The sequence below is a fragment of the Streptomyces sp. NPDC096105 genome (assembly GCF_044763335.1).
Taxonomy (GTDB): Bacteria; Actinomycetota; Actinomycetes; order Streptomycetales; family Streptomycetaceae; genus Streptomyces.
Genome location: NZ_JBIWGC010000002.1, coordinates 378,667 through 394,773 on the forward strand (window position 1 = coordinate 378,667; position 16,107 = coordinate 394,773).

At 71.1% G+C, this 16,107-nt stretch carries 16 protein-coding genes and 1 tRNA gene; 13 read left to right on the top strand and 4 right to left on the bottom strand.

Going from position 1 to position 16,107, the window contains the following annotated elements:
- Together ACIQ8B_RS04550 and ACIQ8B_RS04555 are read left to right on the top strand one after the other, a co-directional pair.
- A complete protein-coding gene (locus ACIQ8B_RS04550; protein WP_189480445.1) occupies positions 1-210 on the top strand; it encodes an excisionase family DNA-binding protein in 210 nt (69 codons plus the stop codon).
- Complete coding sequence (locus ACIQ8B_RS04555; protein WP_403545211.1) at positions 210-1,376, top strand: tyrosine-type recombinase/integrase; 1,167 nt, start codon at positions 210-212, stop codon at positions 1,374-1,376. Before ACIQ8B_RS04550 ends, ACIQ8B_RS04555 begins: the two co-directional genes overlap by 1 nt.
- A gap of 79 nt (positions 1,377-1,455) precedes the next feature.
- On the opposite strand, the gene ACIQ8B_RS04560 is transcribed toward ACIQ8B_RS04555, so the two are convergent.
- A tRNA-Gly gene (locus ACIQ8B_RS04560) sits at positions 1,456-1,529 on the bottom strand.
- Between the two features lie 277 nt (positions 1,530-1,806).
- Between ACIQ8B_RS04560 and ACIQ8B_RS04565 the strand changes: the two genes are divergently transcribed.
- The 3 genes from ACIQ8B_RS04565 to ACIQ8B_RS04575 all read left to right on the top strand — a co-directional run bounded on the left by ACIQ8B_RS04565 (position 1,807) and on the right by ACIQ8B_RS04575 (position 3,166).
- Entirely contained in the window at positions 1,807-1,965 is a 159-nt protein-coding gene (locus ACIQ8B_RS04565) for a hypothetical protein (RefSeq protein ID WP_167534416.1), read from the top strand.
- Between the two features lie 131 nt (positions 1,966-2,096).
- Positions 2,097-2,672, top strand: a complete 576-nt coding sequence (dcd, locus tag ACIQ8B_RS04570) for a dCTP deaminase (protein ID WP_093764417.1) — start codon at positions 2,097-2,099, stop codon at positions 2,670-2,672.
- Positions 2,669-3,166 carry a phosphoribosyltransferase gene (locus tag ACIQ8B_RS04575; protein ID WP_106413264.1) on the top strand — a complete coding sequence of 166 codons (498 nt, stop codon included), beginning with the start codon at positions 2,669-2,671 and terminating at the stop codon, positions 3,164-3,166. The genes dcd and ACIQ8B_RS04575 overlap by 4 nt, the downstream gene beginning before the upstream one ends.
- Before the next feature lie 72 nt (positions 3,167-3,238).
- Here the strand turns inward: ACIQ8B_RS04575 and ACIQ8B_RS04580 are convergent, their stop codons facing one another.
- Positions 3,239-4,231 carry a Yip1 family protein gene (locus tag ACIQ8B_RS04580; protein WP_403545214.1) on the bottom strand — a complete coding sequence of 331 codons (993 nt, stop codon included), beginning with the start codon at positions 4,229-4,231 and terminating at the stop codon, positions 3,239-3,241.
- A 62-nt stretch (positions 4,232-4,293) separates the two neighbouring features.
- The gene (locus ACIQ8B_RS04585) at positions 4,294-4,773 is read right to left on the bottom strand and encodes an NADase-type glycan-binding domain-containing protein (protein ID WP_403545216.1); all 480 of its coding nucleotides are present in this window, start codon (positions 4,771-4,773) and stop codon (positions 4,294-4,296) included.
- Positions 4,774-4,803: 30 nt separating this feature from the next.
- Here ACIQ8B_RS04585 and ACIQ8B_RS04590 point away from each other — a divergent pair, with 30 nt between their 5' ends.
- Positions 4,804-6,291: a hypothetical protein gene (locus ACIQ8B_RS04590; RefSeq protein ID WP_403545218.1), complete on the top strand. Its 1,488-nt coding sequence runs from the start codon at positions 4,804-4,806 to the stop codon at positions 6,289-6,291.
- A 68-nt stretch (positions 6,292-6,359) separates the two neighbouring features.
- Positions 6,360-6,677, top strand: a complete 318-nt coding sequence (locus ACIQ8B_RS04595; RefSeq protein WP_403545220.1) for a helix-turn-helix transcriptional regulator — start codon at positions 6,360-6,362, stop codon at positions 6,675-6,677.
- A gap of 83 nt (positions 6,678-6,760) precedes the next feature.
- On the opposite strand, the gene ACIQ8B_RS04600 is transcribed toward ACIQ8B_RS04595, so the two are convergent.
- The gene (locus ACIQ8B_RS04600; protein WP_290005217.1) at positions 6,761-9,043 is read right to left on the bottom strand and encodes a heterodisulfide reductase-related iron-sulfur binding cluster; all 2,283 of its coding nucleotides are present in this window, start codon (positions 9,041-9,043) and stop codon (positions 6,761-6,763) included.
- 322 nt (positions 9,044-9,365) lie between these two features.
- On the opposite strand from ACIQ8B_RS04600, the gene ACIQ8B_RS04605 reads away from it, so the two are divergent.
- The 6 genes from ACIQ8B_RS04605 (at position 9,366) to ACIQ8B_RS04630 (ending at position 16,050) form a co-directional block, all read left to right on the top strand.
- The gene (locus tag ACIQ8B_RS04605) at positions 9,366-10,403 is read left to right on the top strand and encodes an undecaprenyl/decaprenyl-phosphate alpha-N-acetylglucosaminyl 1-phosphate transferase (protein WP_403545222.1); all 1,038 of its coding nucleotides are present in this window, start codon (positions 9,366-9,368) and stop codon (positions 10,401-10,403) included.
- 93 nt (positions 10,404-10,496) lie between these two features.
- A complete protein-coding gene (gene dnaK, locus ACIQ8B_RS04610) occupies positions 10,497-12,341 on the top strand; it encodes a molecular chaperone DnaK (RefSeq protein ID WP_106413259.1) in 1,845 nt (614 codons plus the stop codon).
- The gene (gene grpE, locus ACIQ8B_RS04615) at positions 12,338-13,006 is read left to right on the top strand and encodes a nucleotide exchange factor GrpE (protein WP_290005221.1); all 669 of its coding nucleotides are present in this window, start codon (positions 12,338-12,340) and stop codon (positions 13,004-13,006) included. Before dnaK ends, grpE begins: the two co-directional genes overlap by 4 nt.
- Positions 13,007-13,042: 36 nt before the next feature.
- Positions 13,043-14,215 carry a molecular chaperone DnaJ gene (dnaJ, locus tag ACIQ8B_RS04620; protein ID WP_290005222.1) on the top strand — a complete coding sequence of 391 codons (1,173 nt, stop codon included), beginning with the start codon at positions 13,043-13,045 and terminating at the stop codon, positions 14,213-14,215.
- A 4-nt stretch (positions 14,216-14,219) separates the two neighbouring features.
- Positions 14,220-14,672: a heat shock protein transcriptional repressor HspR gene (locus ACIQ8B_RS04625; RefSeq protein WP_006134641.1), complete on the top strand. Its 453-nt coding sequence runs from the start codon at positions 14,220-14,222 to the stop codon at positions 14,670-14,672.
- 274 nt (positions 14,673-14,946) lie between these two features.
- Positions 14,947-16,050, top strand: a complete 1,104-nt coding sequence (locus tag ACIQ8B_RS04630; RefSeq protein ID WP_403545226.1) for a sugar ABC transporter substrate-binding protein — start codon at positions 14,947-14,949, stop codon at positions 16,048-16,050.
- The last annotated feature ends 57 nt before the right edge of the window (positions 16,051-16,107 follow it).

The window sequence follows — 16,107 nt, forward strand, 5'->3', positions numbered from 1 at the left end:
ATGGAGCGACTCCTCACCGTGGACCAGGTCGCCGAACGTCTCGGCACGGGCGTCCGCTTCGCGCGGCGGCTCGTCGAGGAGCGGCGCATCCGGTACGTGAAGGTCGGCCGGCACGTCCGTATCCCCGAGAGCGCCGTTCGCGACTACCTCGCCGCCCACACCGTGGAACCGGTGAGGCTCCGCCGTGCCGGACTGCGGAGGGCTGCCTGATGGCCAACAAGAAGGGCAGGCGTCGGCGCTTCGGTGCGGTGCGGCAGTACCGGTCCGGCCGGTGGACGGCTTCGTACCTCGGGCCCGACGGTGAGCGCATCCGTGCGGACGAGACCTTCGCGACCAAGAAGGACGCCGAGATCTGGCTCTCCCAGGTCGAGGCGGACCTCAGCCGCGAGGACTGGCGCGCTCCCGATGCCGGGGCCGTCAACTTCGGTGTCTACGCCGAGAAGTGGGTCGAGGAGCGGGAGTTGGCCGTTCGGACCGAGGATCTGTACCGGCACCTGCTGCGCCTGTACATCCTCCCGGCGTTCGGCGGGCTCGACCTGGACGAGATCACGGCTCCGCGCGTGCGTGAGTGGCGTGCCGAACGGCTCCGGGCCACCCGTGCCAAGACCACCGTCGCCAAGGCGTACCGCCTCCTCAAGGGCATCCTCGAGACGGCCGTCGACGACGACCTGATCAGCCGCAACCCCTGCCGTATCAAGGGCGCGGGCAAGGAGTCGGCCGCTGAACGGCGTATCGCCACCGTCGCCCAGGTCGACGCGCTCGCCGACGCGATCGGCATCCGCTGGCGGCTCATGGTCTACCTCGGCGCCTACGGTCCGATGCGGCCGGAGGAGCTGGCCGGCCTCCGTCGTCGGGACGTCGACGTCGACAACTTGGTGATCCGCGTGCGGGTCGCCGAGCCGGAGCGGACCAACGGCAAGCGGGCTCCGGGGCCGACCAAGTCCGACGCGGGGGCTCGCGTGGTCGTCCTCCCGCCCTTCCTCCGGAAGGAGGTGAGGCGGCACCTCGACTGGTTCGCCGAGAAGGGCCCGGACGGGTTGGTCTTCGTGGGGGAGAAGGGCGCGGCCTTCCGGCGTACGACCTTCGGGCGGAAGTGGCGGCGGGCCCGTGAGGTCGCCGGTCTCCCGGACGGCTTCCGCTTCTACGACCTCCGCCACACCGGACACACCCTGTCGACCCGTTCGGGTGCCACCCTCCGGGACACGATGGTGCGCGCCGGCCAGTCCTCCGAGAAGGCGGCGCTGATCTATCAGCACTCCGACGAGGAGCGGCAGCGGGAGGTCGCCGCCGGGCTCGACGACCTCGTACGCGCCGAGCGTGCGAAGCACCACACCGACGAGCGTGCGCACCACAGGGAAGAACCCTCGGCGGGCTAATGGTGCGGTTGTGGTGCGGCACCCGCTCACCGGTCTGGACAACAAAGAACCCCCGGGTCGATGACCTGGGGGTTTCTCATGGAGCGGGTGACGAGAATCGAACTCGCGCTCTCAGCTTGGGAAGCTGATGTTCTACCATTAAACTACACCCGCGCAAGATCCAGATCTGCTCCGTCGGAGTGGTCCGGACGCTCGATCACTGTACCTCATGCCAGGCCCCCGGTGTCCAAGACCCGGGGGCCTGACCGTGTTTCAGGATGGTTCAAGGTGTGGAAGCCGCTGCGGGGGGCAGACGGCGGGGCGTACCGTGAGGCCGTGGCGTGCGTCCGGGGTGCCGCCTGGAGGGCCGTTCCTTTCATCCCGTAACGTGGCTTTTGTCGTCAGGGCAGCAAGCCAGACGCGGTTCTTGGGGAAGGGACTCTTGGACTTGATGGAGCGCACCGTCGTCCGCTGTGCCGATGGGCACGTGTTCACCGCCACCTCGTTCCCGATGCAGCAGGCCGAGCGCCTCGGCCCCGGCCGGCTGCTGCGGTGTCCGCGCTGTGCGCGGCTTCGCAGCGTCGTGCCGGTGACCTTGCAGAAGCGGTAACCGGTAGCCGGTAGCCGGTAGCCGTAAGGAGCGGCAGGGCAGGAGCGGCGGGGGAAACCCGCAGACAGAGAGCGTGGGCGCGTGGGGCGGCCGGTTTCGGTCGTCGCGCGCGCCTTGCGTATTCTCGGGACGTGCTTCTCTCAGACAAGGACATCCGGGCCGAGATCGACGCCGGGCGGGTGCGGATCGACCCCTACGACGCATCCATGGTGCAGCCGTCCAGCATCGACGTACGTCTCGACCGCTTCTTCCGGGTGTTCGAGAACCACCGGTACCCGCACATCGACCCCTCCGTCGAGCAGGCGGACCTCACCCGGCTCGTGGAGCCGGAGGGGGACGAGCCGTTCATCCTGCACCCCGGTGAGTTCGTGCTGGCCAGTACGTACGAGGTCATCACGCTGCCCGACGACCTCGCCTCCCGGCTGGAGGGGAAGAGCTCGCTGGGGCGGCTCGGGCTGGTGACCCACTCCACGGCCGGCTTCATCGACCCCGGGTTCTCCGGGCACGTGACCCTGGAGCTGAGCAACCTCGCCACGCTCCCCATCAAGCTGTGGCCCGGCATGAAGATCGGGCAGCTCTGCATGTTCCGGCTCAGCTCACCGGCCGAGCACCCCTACGGCAGTGAGCGGTACGGCTCCCGCTACCAGGGGCAGCGCGGGCCCACGGCCTCGCGGTCCTACCTCAACTTCCACCGGACGCAGGTGTGAGCGGCGTGCGCGAGAACCTCAGCTACGAGCAGTTCGGCGTCGCCGTCCGCGAGCTCGCCCAGACCATCGCCGACGACGGCTACCGGCCGGACGTGGTGCTCAGCATCGCGCGCGGCGGCGTCTTCGTCGCCGGCGGGCTCGCCTACGCGCTCGACTGCAAGAACATCCACCTGGTCAACGTCGAGTTCTACACCGGGGTCGGCACCACGCTCGAGATGCCCGTCATGCTCGCGCCCGTCCCGAACGCGATCGACTTCACCGACAAGAAGGTGCTGATCGCGGACGACGTCGCCGACACCGGCAAGACCCTCAAGCTGGTCCGCGACTTCTGCCTCGACGCCGTCGCCGAGGTGCGCAGCGCCGTCATCTACGAGAAGACGCAGTCGCTGGTGAAGTGCGAGTACGTGTGGAAGCGCACCGACGAGTGGATCAACTTCCCGTGGAGCGTTCAGCCGCCCGTGGTGCGGCGGGACGGGCAGGTGCTCGACTCCTGAGTCGGGCGGTGCCGGGACCGGAACAGGAAGAAGGGGCTCCCCTCGGGGAGCCCCTTCCTCGCGCCCGGCCGGTCAGAACGTGCCGAGCTTCACGATCGACAGCAGCGCGATGAGCTGGATGGACGACGCGCCCAGGGCCTTCGGCCAGGGGAGGTCGTGGGAGCGGCTGACCATCAGGGTGAGCAGCGCGCCGCCCGCCACCCAGGTGGCCCAGCCGAGGAGCTGCACGAACATCGCGTCGCCGCCCGCGAACATGGCGAAGACCAGGCGCGGGGCGTCGCTGAGGGACATGATCAGCATGGACAGGCCGACCGTGGGCTGCCACGCGCCGTTGCCGCCGAGCTGGCGGGCCAGCGTGTGGGTGACCACGCCGAGGATGAACGCGCTGAGCACCATCGCCACGGCCGTCGTCAGCACGATCGGGATCGCGTTGGACAGCGTCGCGTTGATGGCGTCCTCGCGGGCGCCGTCGAAGCCGAAGACGGCGAGCAGGCCGTAGAGGAACGTCACGATGAGGGCCGGGCCCCACACCGTGTAGTCGCGCATCTGGAAGAACGTCCGCTGCGGGGACGTGACGATGCCCTTCAGCAGGTCCTTCCACGGCAGCCGGGGGCCGACCGGGCCGGGGGGCGCCTGGTAGGTGTCGTCCGGGTGGTAGTGGTCGTCGATCGAGAAGGCCTGGGTGTGACCGGGGTTGTTGGCCGCGTACGGGTCGTGCGGGGCGCCGTGCGGGCCGGGAGGGTAGCCGCCGTCGCCGAAGTACTCCGGCTCGCCGTGCCCGCCGTAGCCGCGCGGGCCGCCCTGGCCGGCGTGCGGCTGCGGCCACGGGCTTGCGCCCCTGCCGTGTCCGTGGGCGGGCGGCTGCGGCGCCGGGGGGTAGCCGTACGGCGGCGGCGGTGTCTGCTGCCCGTGCGGGGGGTGGGGCGGCCGCGCCTGAGGCGCCCCGTCGTTGTTCCGTCCGCGTCCGATCCTGAATCCAGCCACGTCCTTGAACGTACCTGTTCCCGGGCGGCCGTGTGTCCGGGGTCGGCCACCCGGCGGGGCATTGCTGCCGAGCTGTGACATCCCCTAAGGGGAGTACCCGGACCCGTGTCCGGGCCCGCCCCGAGGCGGGCCCGGCGGGGGCGTCAGGAGGTGGTGTTCGAGGGGCCGAAGAACTCGATCTCGGCGATCGCCACCTGCTTCTCCGGGCCGGCGCCGTAGGCCGACCGCAGGACGAAGCGCACGGCCGTCACCTCGCCGACCCGGAACGACCGGCGCTGGCCGCCCGCGCTCTGGTCCAGGGTGAGGGTCCGGGTGATCTTCTCGCCGTCGACGCGGGTGATCTGCGCGTCGATGCGGCGCGGGAGGGCGGACTCCGACAGCTCGTTCGCGCGGGTGGAGGTGCCGGGGGTGATCACGAGGTCCAGCAGGCGGGTCGGCTGGTCGAAGGTGACCTCCAGCCACTCGCCCTCCGCGGCCTGCGAGATGCCGGGGCCCCACCAGGTGTTGTTCAGCTTGTCGAAGGCGAGGCCCGCGCCGTGCCCGGTGTACGAGCGGGACGCCTTCACGGCGGACGGGCCGACCGGGGCGCGCTTGGCGAAGTGGTCGCGGGTGGCCTGGATCATCGTGACCGGGTCACCGGCTGGCTCACCGCGATGACCCGGCTCGGCCTGCTGCGGCGGGACGCGGGCGGACCGCACCGGTACGCCCACCCGCTGCTGCGGGACGCCGTGCTCAGCGGCTGGACCAGCGGGCGGCGCCGGGAGGCGCACCGCGCGGCCGCCGAGGAGCTGATGCGGGAGGGCGCCCCGGTCGCCGTGGTGGCCTGGCACCTGCTGCACGGCTCCGCGGTGGCCGAGCCGTGGGCCGTCGACGTCCTGCTGGACGCGGCGGCCGAGGAGGCCCGCGCCGACCGGCAGCGGAGCGCCGTGGCGTTCCTGCGGCGCGCCCTCGACGAACCGATGGAGCCGGTCCGGCGGGCCGCCGTCCTCATCCAGCTCGGCTCCCTGGAGTGCGCCGCCCACCCGTCCGGCGGACTCGCCCGGCTCGCCCAGGCCGTACGGCTGCCCGGCGACTCGCGGGACCGGGTACGGGCGACGATCGCCCTGGCCACGGCGCTGGCCCGCAGCGGGGACACCGTGGCGGCCCAGCGCATGCTGCGGGAGGAGGAGCAGCGGCTGGCGGGGCGGCCCGGACTGGTGCGCACCCTGCGCGCGGTCACCGTGCTGCTGTCCGACGCCACCCCGCACGCGGCGCGCGCCGGCCACGAGCCGCCCCCGCCCGCGCCGGTCGGGGACGGGCCCGACCTGCTCGACGCGGCCCACCGGATGCTCGCCGTGCGGCACGGGGCGACGGCCGGCCTGATCTCCTCACGGGAGGCGATGGAGCGGGTCCGCGCGCTCACCGAGGGTTCCGCCGACCCGCTCGCCGTACCGTTCCTGCACGGCATGGCCGCGCTCGTGGCGCACTGGGCGGACGAGCTGGACACGGCCGAGCGACTGGTCCGGCGGGCGCTGGACCCGCTGGCGTCGTTCCTGCTGCACCCGATGCACCACATCCTGGCCGACGTGCGGGTGGACGTCGCGGCGGCCCGCGCCGACTACGACGCCGTCCTGGCGGAGCCGCTGGCCCGCACGCCGACGACCTGGTCGTCCGGGTCCGGTCCCACCAGCGCGCACACGCAGGCCGTGATCGCGCTGGTGGAGACGGGACGGCCGGAGGAGGCCGCGCGGCTGGTGGACGGGTTCGACCCGCCGGCCGCCCCGGACTCCTGGCGCACCCACCGCTTCCTGTACGCGCGGGGCGTGCTGCGGGCCGCGTCCGGGGAACCGGCTCGGGCGCTGGAGGACTTCCTGGAGTGCGGGCGCCGCCAGGCGTCCCTGGGGGCGCACCTGTCCGTGGTGTCGCCGTGGCGCGTGGGCGCCGCCGAGTGCCTGCTCGCGCTGGGCAGGCCGCACGAGGCGCTGGCGCTGGCGGAGGAGGAGGCGCGGCTCGCCGAGGTCTGGGGCACCGCGCGGATACGGGGCCGGGCGCTGCGGATGCTGGGCGAGGCGACGGGCGGCCGGCGCGGTCTGCGGCTCACGTCCCGCGCGGTCGGACTGCTGCGGGGACGCCGGGCGGGGCCGAGCCGATCGCCGCGCTGATCGCGCACGCCAGGCTGCTGCTCGGGTTCCGGGAGCGCTCCCAGGCGCGGGAGGCGCTGCACGAGGCGGTGGAGCACGCGGAACGCCTCGGCGCGGTGCGGCTGCGCGGCGTGGCGGAGGACCTGCTCCACGAGGGCGGCGCCCGCCGCCCCGGCGCCCCCCGCACGGGCCCGGCCGCCCTGACCGGCAGTGAACGCCGCATCGCCGCCCTCGCGGCCGAGGGCCGCACCAACGCGGAGATCGCGGCCTCCCTCCACCTGGCCCGCCGCACGGTCGAGACCCACCTGACGGCGGCCTACCGCAAACTCGGCATCACCCGCCGCACGGAGCTCCCGTCGGCCCTCCCCCCGCCGTCCCCCTGCGGGCCTCCGGCCCGCGCGGGGTGAGGGGCCGCGCCGCCGCACCGGTTCCGCCCCGGGAGACGCCGAAGGGGCCGCCCCCGGGCGGCCCCTTCACTGCACGGTGCGCGTTACTTCACCGGCTCCGGCTCGGGAGCCGGCTCCGACTCCTCCTCGCCCGCCGGGTCGATCGGGGTCTTGACCGACTCCAGCAGGAGCTGGGCGACGTCGACGACCTGGGTCGACTCCTTCGCCTTGCCGTCGTTCTTCTTGCCGTTGACCGAGTCGGTCAGCATGACGAGGCAGAACGGGCAGGCGGTGGAGATGATGTCCGGGTCGAGGGAGAGGGCCTCGTCGACGCGCTCGTTGTTGATGCGCTTGCCGATCCGCTCCTCCATCCACATCCGGGCGCCGCCGGCGCCGCAGCAGAAGCCGCGCTCCTTGTGGCGGTGCATCTCCTCGTTGCGCAGGCCCGGGACCTTGCCGATGATCTCGCGCGGCGGCGTGTAGATCTTGTTGTGGCGGCCCAGGTAGCACGGGTCGTGGTAGGTGATGAGGCCCTCGACCGGGGTGACCGGGATCAGCTTGCCCTCGTCCACCAGGTGCTGCAGCAGCTGCGTGTGGTGGATGACCTCGTAGTCGCCGCCGAGCTGCGGGTACTCGTTGCCGAGGGTGTTGAGGCAGTGCGGGCAGGTCGCGACGATCTTCTTCGCCGACTTGGGCTTGCGGGACTCCTCGGTCACCTTGCCGTCGTCGTCCGTCTCCTCGCCGAACGCCATGTTCAGCGCCATGACGTTCTCCATGCCGAGCTCCTGGAACAGGGGCTCGTTGCCGAGGCGGCGGGCGGAGTCACCGGTGCACTTCTCGTCGCCGCCCATGATCGCGAACTTCACGCCCGCGATGTGCAGCAGCTCCGCGAAGGCCTTGGTGGTCTTCTTGGCGCGGTCCTCCAGGGCGCCGGCGCAGCCGACCCAGTACAGGTACTCGACCTCGGACAGGTCCTCGATGTCCTTGCCGACGACCGGGACCTCGAAGTCGACCTCCTTGGTCCACTCCAGGCGCTGCTTCTTCGCCAGGCCCCAGGGGTTGCCCTTCTTCTCCAGGTTCTTGAGCATCGTGCCCGCCTCGGACGGGAACGCGGACTCGATCATGACCTGGTAGCGGCGCATGTCGACGATGTGGTCGACGTGCTCGATGTCCACCGGGCACTGCTCGACGCAGGCGCCGCAGGTGGTGCAGGACCACAGCACGTCCGGGTCGATGACGCCGTTCTCCTCGGCGGTGCCGACCAGCGGACGCTCGGCCTCGGCGAGGGCGGCGGCGGGCACGCCGGCCAGCTGCTCCTCGGACGCCTTCTCCTCGCCCTCCATGGTCTTGCCGCCGCCGGCCAGCAGGTACGGCGCCTTGGCGTGGGCGTGGTCGCGCAGCGACATGATCAGCAGCTTCGGGGAGAGCGGCTTGCCGGTGTTCCACGCGGGGCACTGCGACTGGCAGCGGCCGCACTCGGTGCAGGTGGAGAAGTCGAGCAGGCCCTTCCAGGAGAACTGCTCGACCTGGGAGACGCCGAAGACGTCGTCGTCACCGGGGTCGGTGAAGTCGATCGGCTTGCCGCCGGAGGTCATCGGCGGCAGGGCGCCCAGCGCGGTGGAACCGTCGGCCTCGCGCTTGAACCAGATGTTGGGGAAGGCGAGGAAGCGGTGCCAGGCGACACCCATGTTGAGGGTGAGCGAGACGACGATCATCCAGACGAACGACGTCCCGATCTTGATCATGGCGGTCAGGTAGACCAGGTTCTGCAGCGTCTCGACGGACAGGCCGTCGAAGGCGAGGACCAGCGGGTACGAGGCGAAGTACGCGGGCTCGTAGCTGTCGACGTGGTGCAGGGCGCCCTCGAGGCCGCGCAGCACGTAGATGGCGAGGCCGATGGTGAGGATGACGGCCTCGACGAAGTACGCCTGGCCGGACTTGGAGCCGGTGAAGCGGGACTTGCGGCCGGGCCGGGTCGGCAGGCTGAGCAGGCGGATCACGATCAGCACCGCGATGCCCAGGACCGTCATGACACCGATGAACTCGATGTACATCTCGAACGGCAGGAAGCCGCCGATGACCGGCAGCACCCAGTCGGCCTGGAAGAGCTGGCCGAAGGCCTGGGCGAGGGTCGGCGGCAGCGTCAGGAAGCCGACGGCGACGAACCAGTGGGCGATGCCGACGATGCCCCACCGGTTCATGCGGGTGTGGCCGAGGAACTCCCGCACCAGGGTCACACTGCGCTGGTAGGGATTGTCGGTCCGGGCGCCGGCCGGGACCGGCTGGCCCAGCTTGAAGTACCGGACGAACTGGCCGATCGCGCGTGCGAGCAGCGCAACGCCGACCACGGCCAGGACCAGCGACACGATGATCGCGGCGAGTTGCATGGGGGCTCCTCGGGCCTGCGAGGGGTTCAGGGGGTGGAGTGGCTTGTCGGGGGCTTCGCCGGGGTGCGCCGTTCGGCTTCCCCGAGATTACTAAGCGGTAACTTATGCAGTCCGTCTGAGACTACCCCCATCTTCGGCCGCACTGTAGCCGGGCGCGGGGTGATCTGAGTCGCTGAGGGTTGCCTGTGCGGGTGACCTGCGCACTCGCCCCGCACACCCACAAGGGTGCCAGGTGAGGGCCCCGGCGACCGTCCCGGGTGGCGTTCGGGATCCGATCGTGTTATTCACGCTAAATCGGTCGATACGCCCCTAACTTATATCCGTGCTCTCCGGGATCGCCGCCGCCGCCACCGCACTGCTGCTCTCCGCCCTCCTCACCGGGGTGCTGCGGGTCCCCGCGCTGCGCCTCGGGATCGCCGACCGCAGGCGGCGCCGGTCCGTGCCGCTGTCCGGGGGGACGGCCGTCGCCCTGGCCACCGCCCTGGTCGCGACGGCCGCCGACGCCACCGGTCTGGTGCCCCTCGGCGCCGGGGTGGGGCGGATGGTGGCCGCCGCCGGCTGCGTCGCGGCGCTCGGGCTGGCCGCCGACGTCTGGCGGCTGCGCCGGTGGGTCGCGCCGGCCGGTACGGCGGTGGCGGCGGCCTTCGTCGTGCCGTACGGCGAGACCGGGGTGGCGGGCGGGGTGCTGGCCGCCGGGTGGATCGTGGCCGCGACCGTCGCCTTCCGGGGGCTGGACCATGCCGACGGGCTGGCCGGCACGGTCGGCGCGGTGGGCGCGTTCGGGGCCGCCGCGTGCGCCACGGCCGAGCTGATGGACGGGCTGGCCGCGCTGCTGGGCGTGCTGGCCGCCGCGCTCGCCGGTTTCCTGCTGCACAACTGGTTCCCCGCGCAGGCGGGCCTCGGGGCCGGCGGCGCGCTGTTCACCGGTTTCGTGCTGGCGTCGTCGGCGGTGTTCGTCCGGGCCGGGCAGGGGATCGGCGCCGGTGTCGCCGTGGTGTCCGCGCTGACGGCGCTGGCGTGTGCGGACGCCGTCCTGGTGGTACTCGGGCGGCGCCTCGACCGCCGTCCGGTCACGCGCGGGCGGCCGGACCACCTCGGGCACCGGCTGCGGCGGCTGGGCCTCGCGCCCCGCGCGGTGCCGGTGCTGCTGGGCGCCGGGTCCGCGGGGGCGGCGCTGGTCGGGGTGTGCGTGCACACGGGCAGGCTGTCCCCGGGGGCGGTGGGGTGGGTCGCGGCGGCCGCCGCGGTGCTCGTCCTGGTGCTGGTGAGGCGCCCCGTCACCCCCGTTTTCCGTCCGCGTCAACGTGTCGCCAGTGCGTCGTCGCAGGTCAGCGAGCGGTTGCGTGTAAGGAGCGGATAAGAGTTGAGTCTGGCTGACTCAGCTCTGTTGACCCGGCGGCGGACGTCATGCATGCTTGAGTCTGTTCCACTCAAGTCAGCTGGAGGAATCGAAATGGCACGTGCGGTCGGCATCGACCTGGGCACGACTAACTCCGTCGTCAGCGTTCTGGAGGGCGGCGAGCCCACCGTCATCACCAACGCCGAGGGCGCCAGGACCACGCCTTCCGTCGTCGCCTTCGCCAAGAACGGTGAGGTGCTGGTCGGTGAGGTGGCCAAGCGCCAGGCCGTGACCAACGTCGACAGGACCATCCGGTCGGTCAAGCGCCACATGGGCACCGGCTGGAAGATCAACCTGGACGGCAAGGACTTCAACCCGCAGCAGATCAGCGCCTTCGTGCTGCAGAAGCTGAAGCGGGACGCCGAGGCGTACCTGGGCGAGAAGGTGACCGACGCGGTCATCACCGTCCCGGCGTACTTCAACGACGCCGAGCGCCAGGCGACCAAGGAGGCCGGCGAGATCGCCGGTCTGAACGTGCTGCGCATCGTCAACGAGCCGACGGCCGCCGCCCTGGCGTACGGCCTCGACAAGGACGACCAGACCATCCTCGTCTTCGACCTCGGCGGCGGTACCTTCGACGTCTCCCTCCTGGAGATCGGCGACGGTGTCGTCGAGGTGAAGGCCACCAACGGTGACAACAACCTCGGTGGTGACGACTGGGACCAGCGCGTCGTCGACTACCTGGTCAAGCAGTTCCAGGCCGGTCACGGCGTGGACCTGGCCAAGGACAAGATGGCGCTGCAGCGTCTGCGCGAGGCCGCCGAGAAGGCGAAGATCGAGCTGTCCTCGTCCACCGAGACCTCGATCAACCTCCCCTACATCACCGCCTCCGCCGAGGGCCCCCTGCACCTCGACGAGAAGCTGACCCGCGCCCAGTTCCAGCAGCTGACCGCGGACCTGCTCGAGCGCTGCAAGACCCCGTTCAACAACGTCATCAAGGACGCCGGCATCGCCGTCAGCGAGATCGACCACGTCGTCCTGGTCGGCGGTTCGACCCGCATGCCCGCCGTCGCCGAGCTCGTCAAGGAGCTGACCGGCGGCAAGGAGGCCAACAAGGGCGTCAACCCGGACGAGGTCGTCTCCATCGGCGCCGCGCTCCAGGCCGGTGTCCTCAAGGGCGAGGTCAAGGACGTCCTCCTGCTCGACGTCACCCCGCTGTCCCTCGGCATCGAGACCAAGGGCGGCATCATGACCAAGCTGATCGAGCGCAACACCACGATCCCGACCAAGCGCTCGGAGATCTTCACCACGGCCGAGGACAACCAGCCGTCCGTGCAGATCCAGGTCTACCAGGGCGAGCGCGAGATCGCGGCGTACAACAAGAAGCTGGGCATGTTCGAGCTGACCGGTCTGCCGCCGGCGCCGCGCGGCGTCCCGCAGATCGAGGTCTCCTTCGACATCGACGCCAACGGCATCATGCACGTCACGGCGAAGGACCTCGGCACCGGCAAGGAGCAGAAGATGACCGTCACCGGCGGTTCGTCGCTCCCGAAGGACGAGGTCGAGCGGATGCGCCAGGAGGCCGAGAAGTACGCGGAGGAGGACCACGCCCGCCGCGAGGCCGCCGAGACGCGCAACCAGGGCGAGCAGCTCGTCTACCAGACCGAGAAGTTCCTCACGGACAACGCGGACAAGGTGCCCGGCGAGATCAAGACCGAGGTCGAGGCCGCCGTCGCCGAGCTGAAGGAGAAGCTCAAGGGCGAGGACACCGCCGAGATCCGCACGGCCACCGAGAAGGTCGCGGCCGTCTCGCAGAAGCTGGGCCAGGCCATGTACGCCGACGCCCAGGGCGCGCAGGCCGCGGGCGGCGCGTCCGCCGGCGCCGGTGAGGCCAAGGCCGACGACGACGTCGTCGACGCCGAGATCGTCGACGAGGACCGCAAGGACGGTGCGGCGTGACGGAAGAGACCCCGGGCTTCGACGAGCAGCAGCCCGATGTCCCTTCCGGCGCACCGTCCGAGGACGCCGAGCCGCAGGCCGCCGCTCCCGCTGAGGAAGAGGCGGCCCCGGCCGGGGACACGGAGCAGAACGCCGCTCTGGTGGCGCAGCTGGACCAGGCCCGCACCGCGCTGAACGAGCGCACCGCGGACCTCCAGCGCCTCCAGGCCGAGTTCCAGAACTACCGCCGCCGGGTGGAGCGTGACCGGGCAGCGGTCAAGGAGACCGCCGTGGCGAATCTCCTGTCCGAACTGCTCCCGATGCTCGACGACATCGGCCGGGCGCGGGACCACGGCGAGCTGGTCGGTGGCTTCAAGTCGGTCGCCGAGTCGCTGGAGACCACGGTGGCGAAGCTGGGCCTCCAGCAGTTCGGCAAGGAGGGCGAGCCCTTCGACCCGACGATCCACGAGGCCCTGATGCACTCCTACGCGCCGGACGTCACCGAGACGACGTGCGTGGCGATCCTGCAGCCGGGGTACCGCATCGGCGAGCGCACCATCCGCCCCGCGCGGGTGGCCGTCGCCGAGCCGCAGCCCGGCGCGCAGACGGTCAAGCCCGCCGAGGAGAGCGCCGAGGACCGGGCCGACGCGGAGAACAAGGAGAACGGTGGCCCGGAGGAGGGCTGACGTTATAGCTGACGCAGGGAAGGAGGGACGTCGGGGATGAGCACCAAGGACTTCATCGAGAAGGACTATTACAAGGTCCTCGGCGTCCCCAAGGACGCCACCGAGGCCGAGATCAAGAAGGCGTACCGGAAGCTCGCCCGCGAGTACCACCCGGACGCCAACAAGGGGAACGCCAAGGCGGAGGAGCGGTTCAAGGAGATCTCCGAGGCGAACGACGTCCTCGGGGACCCCAAGAAGCGCAAGGAGTACGACGAGGCGCGCGCCCTCTTCGGCAACGGCGGGTTCCGTCCGGGGCCGGGCGCGGGCGGCGGCACCTTCAACTTCGACCTGGGTGACCTCTTCGGAGGTCAGGCCGGCGGCCAGGCGGGCGGCTTCGGCGGCGGCCTCGGTGACGTCTTCGGGGGCCTGTTCAACCGGGGCGGCACGGGGACCTCGCGGACCCAGCCGCGCCGGGGCCAGGACATCGAGTCCGAGGTGACGCTCAGCTTCACCGAGGCGATCGAGGGCGCGACCGTTCCGCTGCGGATGTCGTCGCAGTCGCCCTGCAAGGCCTGTTCGGGCACCGGCGACAAGAACGGCACACCGCGCGTGTGCCCGACCTGCGTCGGCACCGGACAGGTGGCGCGGGGCTCCGGCGGCGGCTTCTCGCTGACCGACCCGTGCCCGGACTGCAAGGGCCGCGGCCTGATCGCGGAGGAGCCCTGCGAGGTCTGCAAGGGCAGCGGCCGGGCCAAGTCCTCGCGGACGATGCAGGTGCGCATCCCCGCGGGGGTCAGCGACGGCCAGCGGATCCGGCTGCGCGGCAAGGGGGCGCCCGGCGAGCGCGGCGGCCCCGCGGGCGACCTGTACGTCGTCGTGCACGTCGGCGCCCACCCGGTGTTCGGCCGCAAGGGCGACAACCTGACGGTCACCGTGCCGGTCACGTATCCCGAGGCGGCCCTCGGCGGTGAGATCCGGGTGCCGACGCTGGGCGGTCCGCCGGTGACGCTGAAGCTGCCTCCGGGCACGCCCAACGGGCGCACCATGCGCGCCCGCGGCAAGGGGGCGGTCCGCAAGGACGGCACCCGCGGTGATCTGCTGATCACCGTCGAGGTGAGTGTTCCCAGGGACCTGTCGGGGAAGGCTCGTGACGCCCTGGAGGCGTATCGCGAGGCAACCGCGGACCAGGATCCGCGGGCGGAGCTGTTCCAGGCCGCGAAGGGAGCTTGATGCGATGGACGGCCGTCGACGCAATCCGTACGAACTGACCCAGGACACCCCGGTCTACGTCATTTCGGTGGCGGCGCAGCTCTCCGGTCTCCACCCGCAGACGCTGCGTCAGTACGACCGGCTGGGGCTTGTGTCGCCGGACCGCACGGCGGGCCGGGGCCGCCGCTACTCGGCCCGTGACATCGAACTGCTCCGTCAGGTGCAGCAGTTGTCGCAGGACGAGGGCATCAACCTGGCCGGAATCAAGCGCATCATCGAACTGGAGAACCAGGTCGCCGCCCTCCAGGCCCGCGTGGCCGAACTGGAGGACGCGCTCGACGGCGCGGCGGCGGCGATGCGTCAGCGTGAGGCCGCCGTGCACGCCTCCTACCGCCGTGACCTGGTGCCTTACCAGGAAGTGCAGCAGACCAGCGCGTTGGTGGTCTGGCGCCCCAAGCGCCAGCAGCAGTCGGACTGACCGCGCGCGGACGCGGAGAGGGGCCCGGGAGTCCATGCGACCCCCAGGCCCCTTCTCTCATGCCTGAGCACACCTGTGGCTATGGTATGCCTGCGTGTCCAGGTGATCCTCGCGGTGTGTCCGCAGGACTTTCACGAGTTCAGCGCGCCGTGTCGTGTCCATCTCGTTAAGTGGTTGCCCCTTGACGCGGATGGGCGCCGAAGCGTTGGCTTTTCAGTCACATGGGCCGCAAAGCTGTGCCCACGTCCAAAACGCACCTGAAGTGAGCCCTCGCATGCGTCGTATCGCCATATCCGTGGCCGCCGTCTCCATGTCCGTCACGCTCGCCGGCTGCGGCCTCGGCGCGGCGAGCAGCAGCGACGACGCGAGCCCCGCCAAGGGGGACGACATCACGGTGGGCCTGCTCCTCCCGGAGAAGGCCAACACGCGGTACGAGCAGTTCGACTACCCCATCTTCAAGAAGAAGGTGGAGTCGCTCACCGACAACAAGGGCAAGGTCGAGTACGCCAACGCCGAGGCGGACGCCGACAAGCAGGCCGGCCAGATGCAGAGCATGATCGACAAGAAGGTCGACGTCATCGTGCTGGACGCGGTGGACTCGCACGCCATCGCGGAGAGCGTCACCAAGGCCAAGGACGCGGGCATCCCGGTCATCGCCTACGACCGGCTCGCCGAGGGCCCGATCGACGCGTACATCTCCTTCGACAACTCGCTGGTCGGCGAGGTGCAGGGGCGCACCCTGCTGGAGGCGCTCGGCGGCGACCTGAGCATCACCGACAAGATCGTGATGATGAACGGCTCGTCCACCGACCCCAACGCCAAGCAGTTCAAGGCGGGCGCGCTGTCCGAGCTCAAGGGCAAGGTCACCATCGCCAAGTCCTTCGACACCAAGGACTGGGACCCCAAGAACGCCGAGAAGAACATGTCCGAGGCGATCAGCGAGATCGGCCTGGAGAACATCGAGGGCATCTACTCCGCCAACGACGGCATGGCGGGCGGCATCGTCAAGGCGCTGCGCGCCGCCGGCGCGACCGAGCTGCCGCCCATCACCGGCCAGGACGCGGAGATCGCCGCGGTGCAGCGGATCGTGGCCGGCGAGCAGTACATGAGCGTGTACAAGTCCTACCCGGAGGAGGCCGAGAGCGCCGCGGAGATGGCCGTGGCGCGGGTCCAGGGCCGGGACATCCAGTTCGACGCGCTCACCCGCGACCGCGTCGACAGCCCCACCCGGCAGGACATCCCGGCGCAGCTGGTGCCGGTGGTCGCGCTGACGAAGGACAACATCCAGGACACCGTGATCGCTGACGGGTTCTACGAGGTGTCGGACATCTGCACCGGGGAGTACAAGGCCGCGTGCGCGGAGATCGGCCTGAAGTAACAGCCGCACGAATCCGGCCACCGGCCGGCCCCCCGGGCCGGCGCGGTGGCCTGTCCC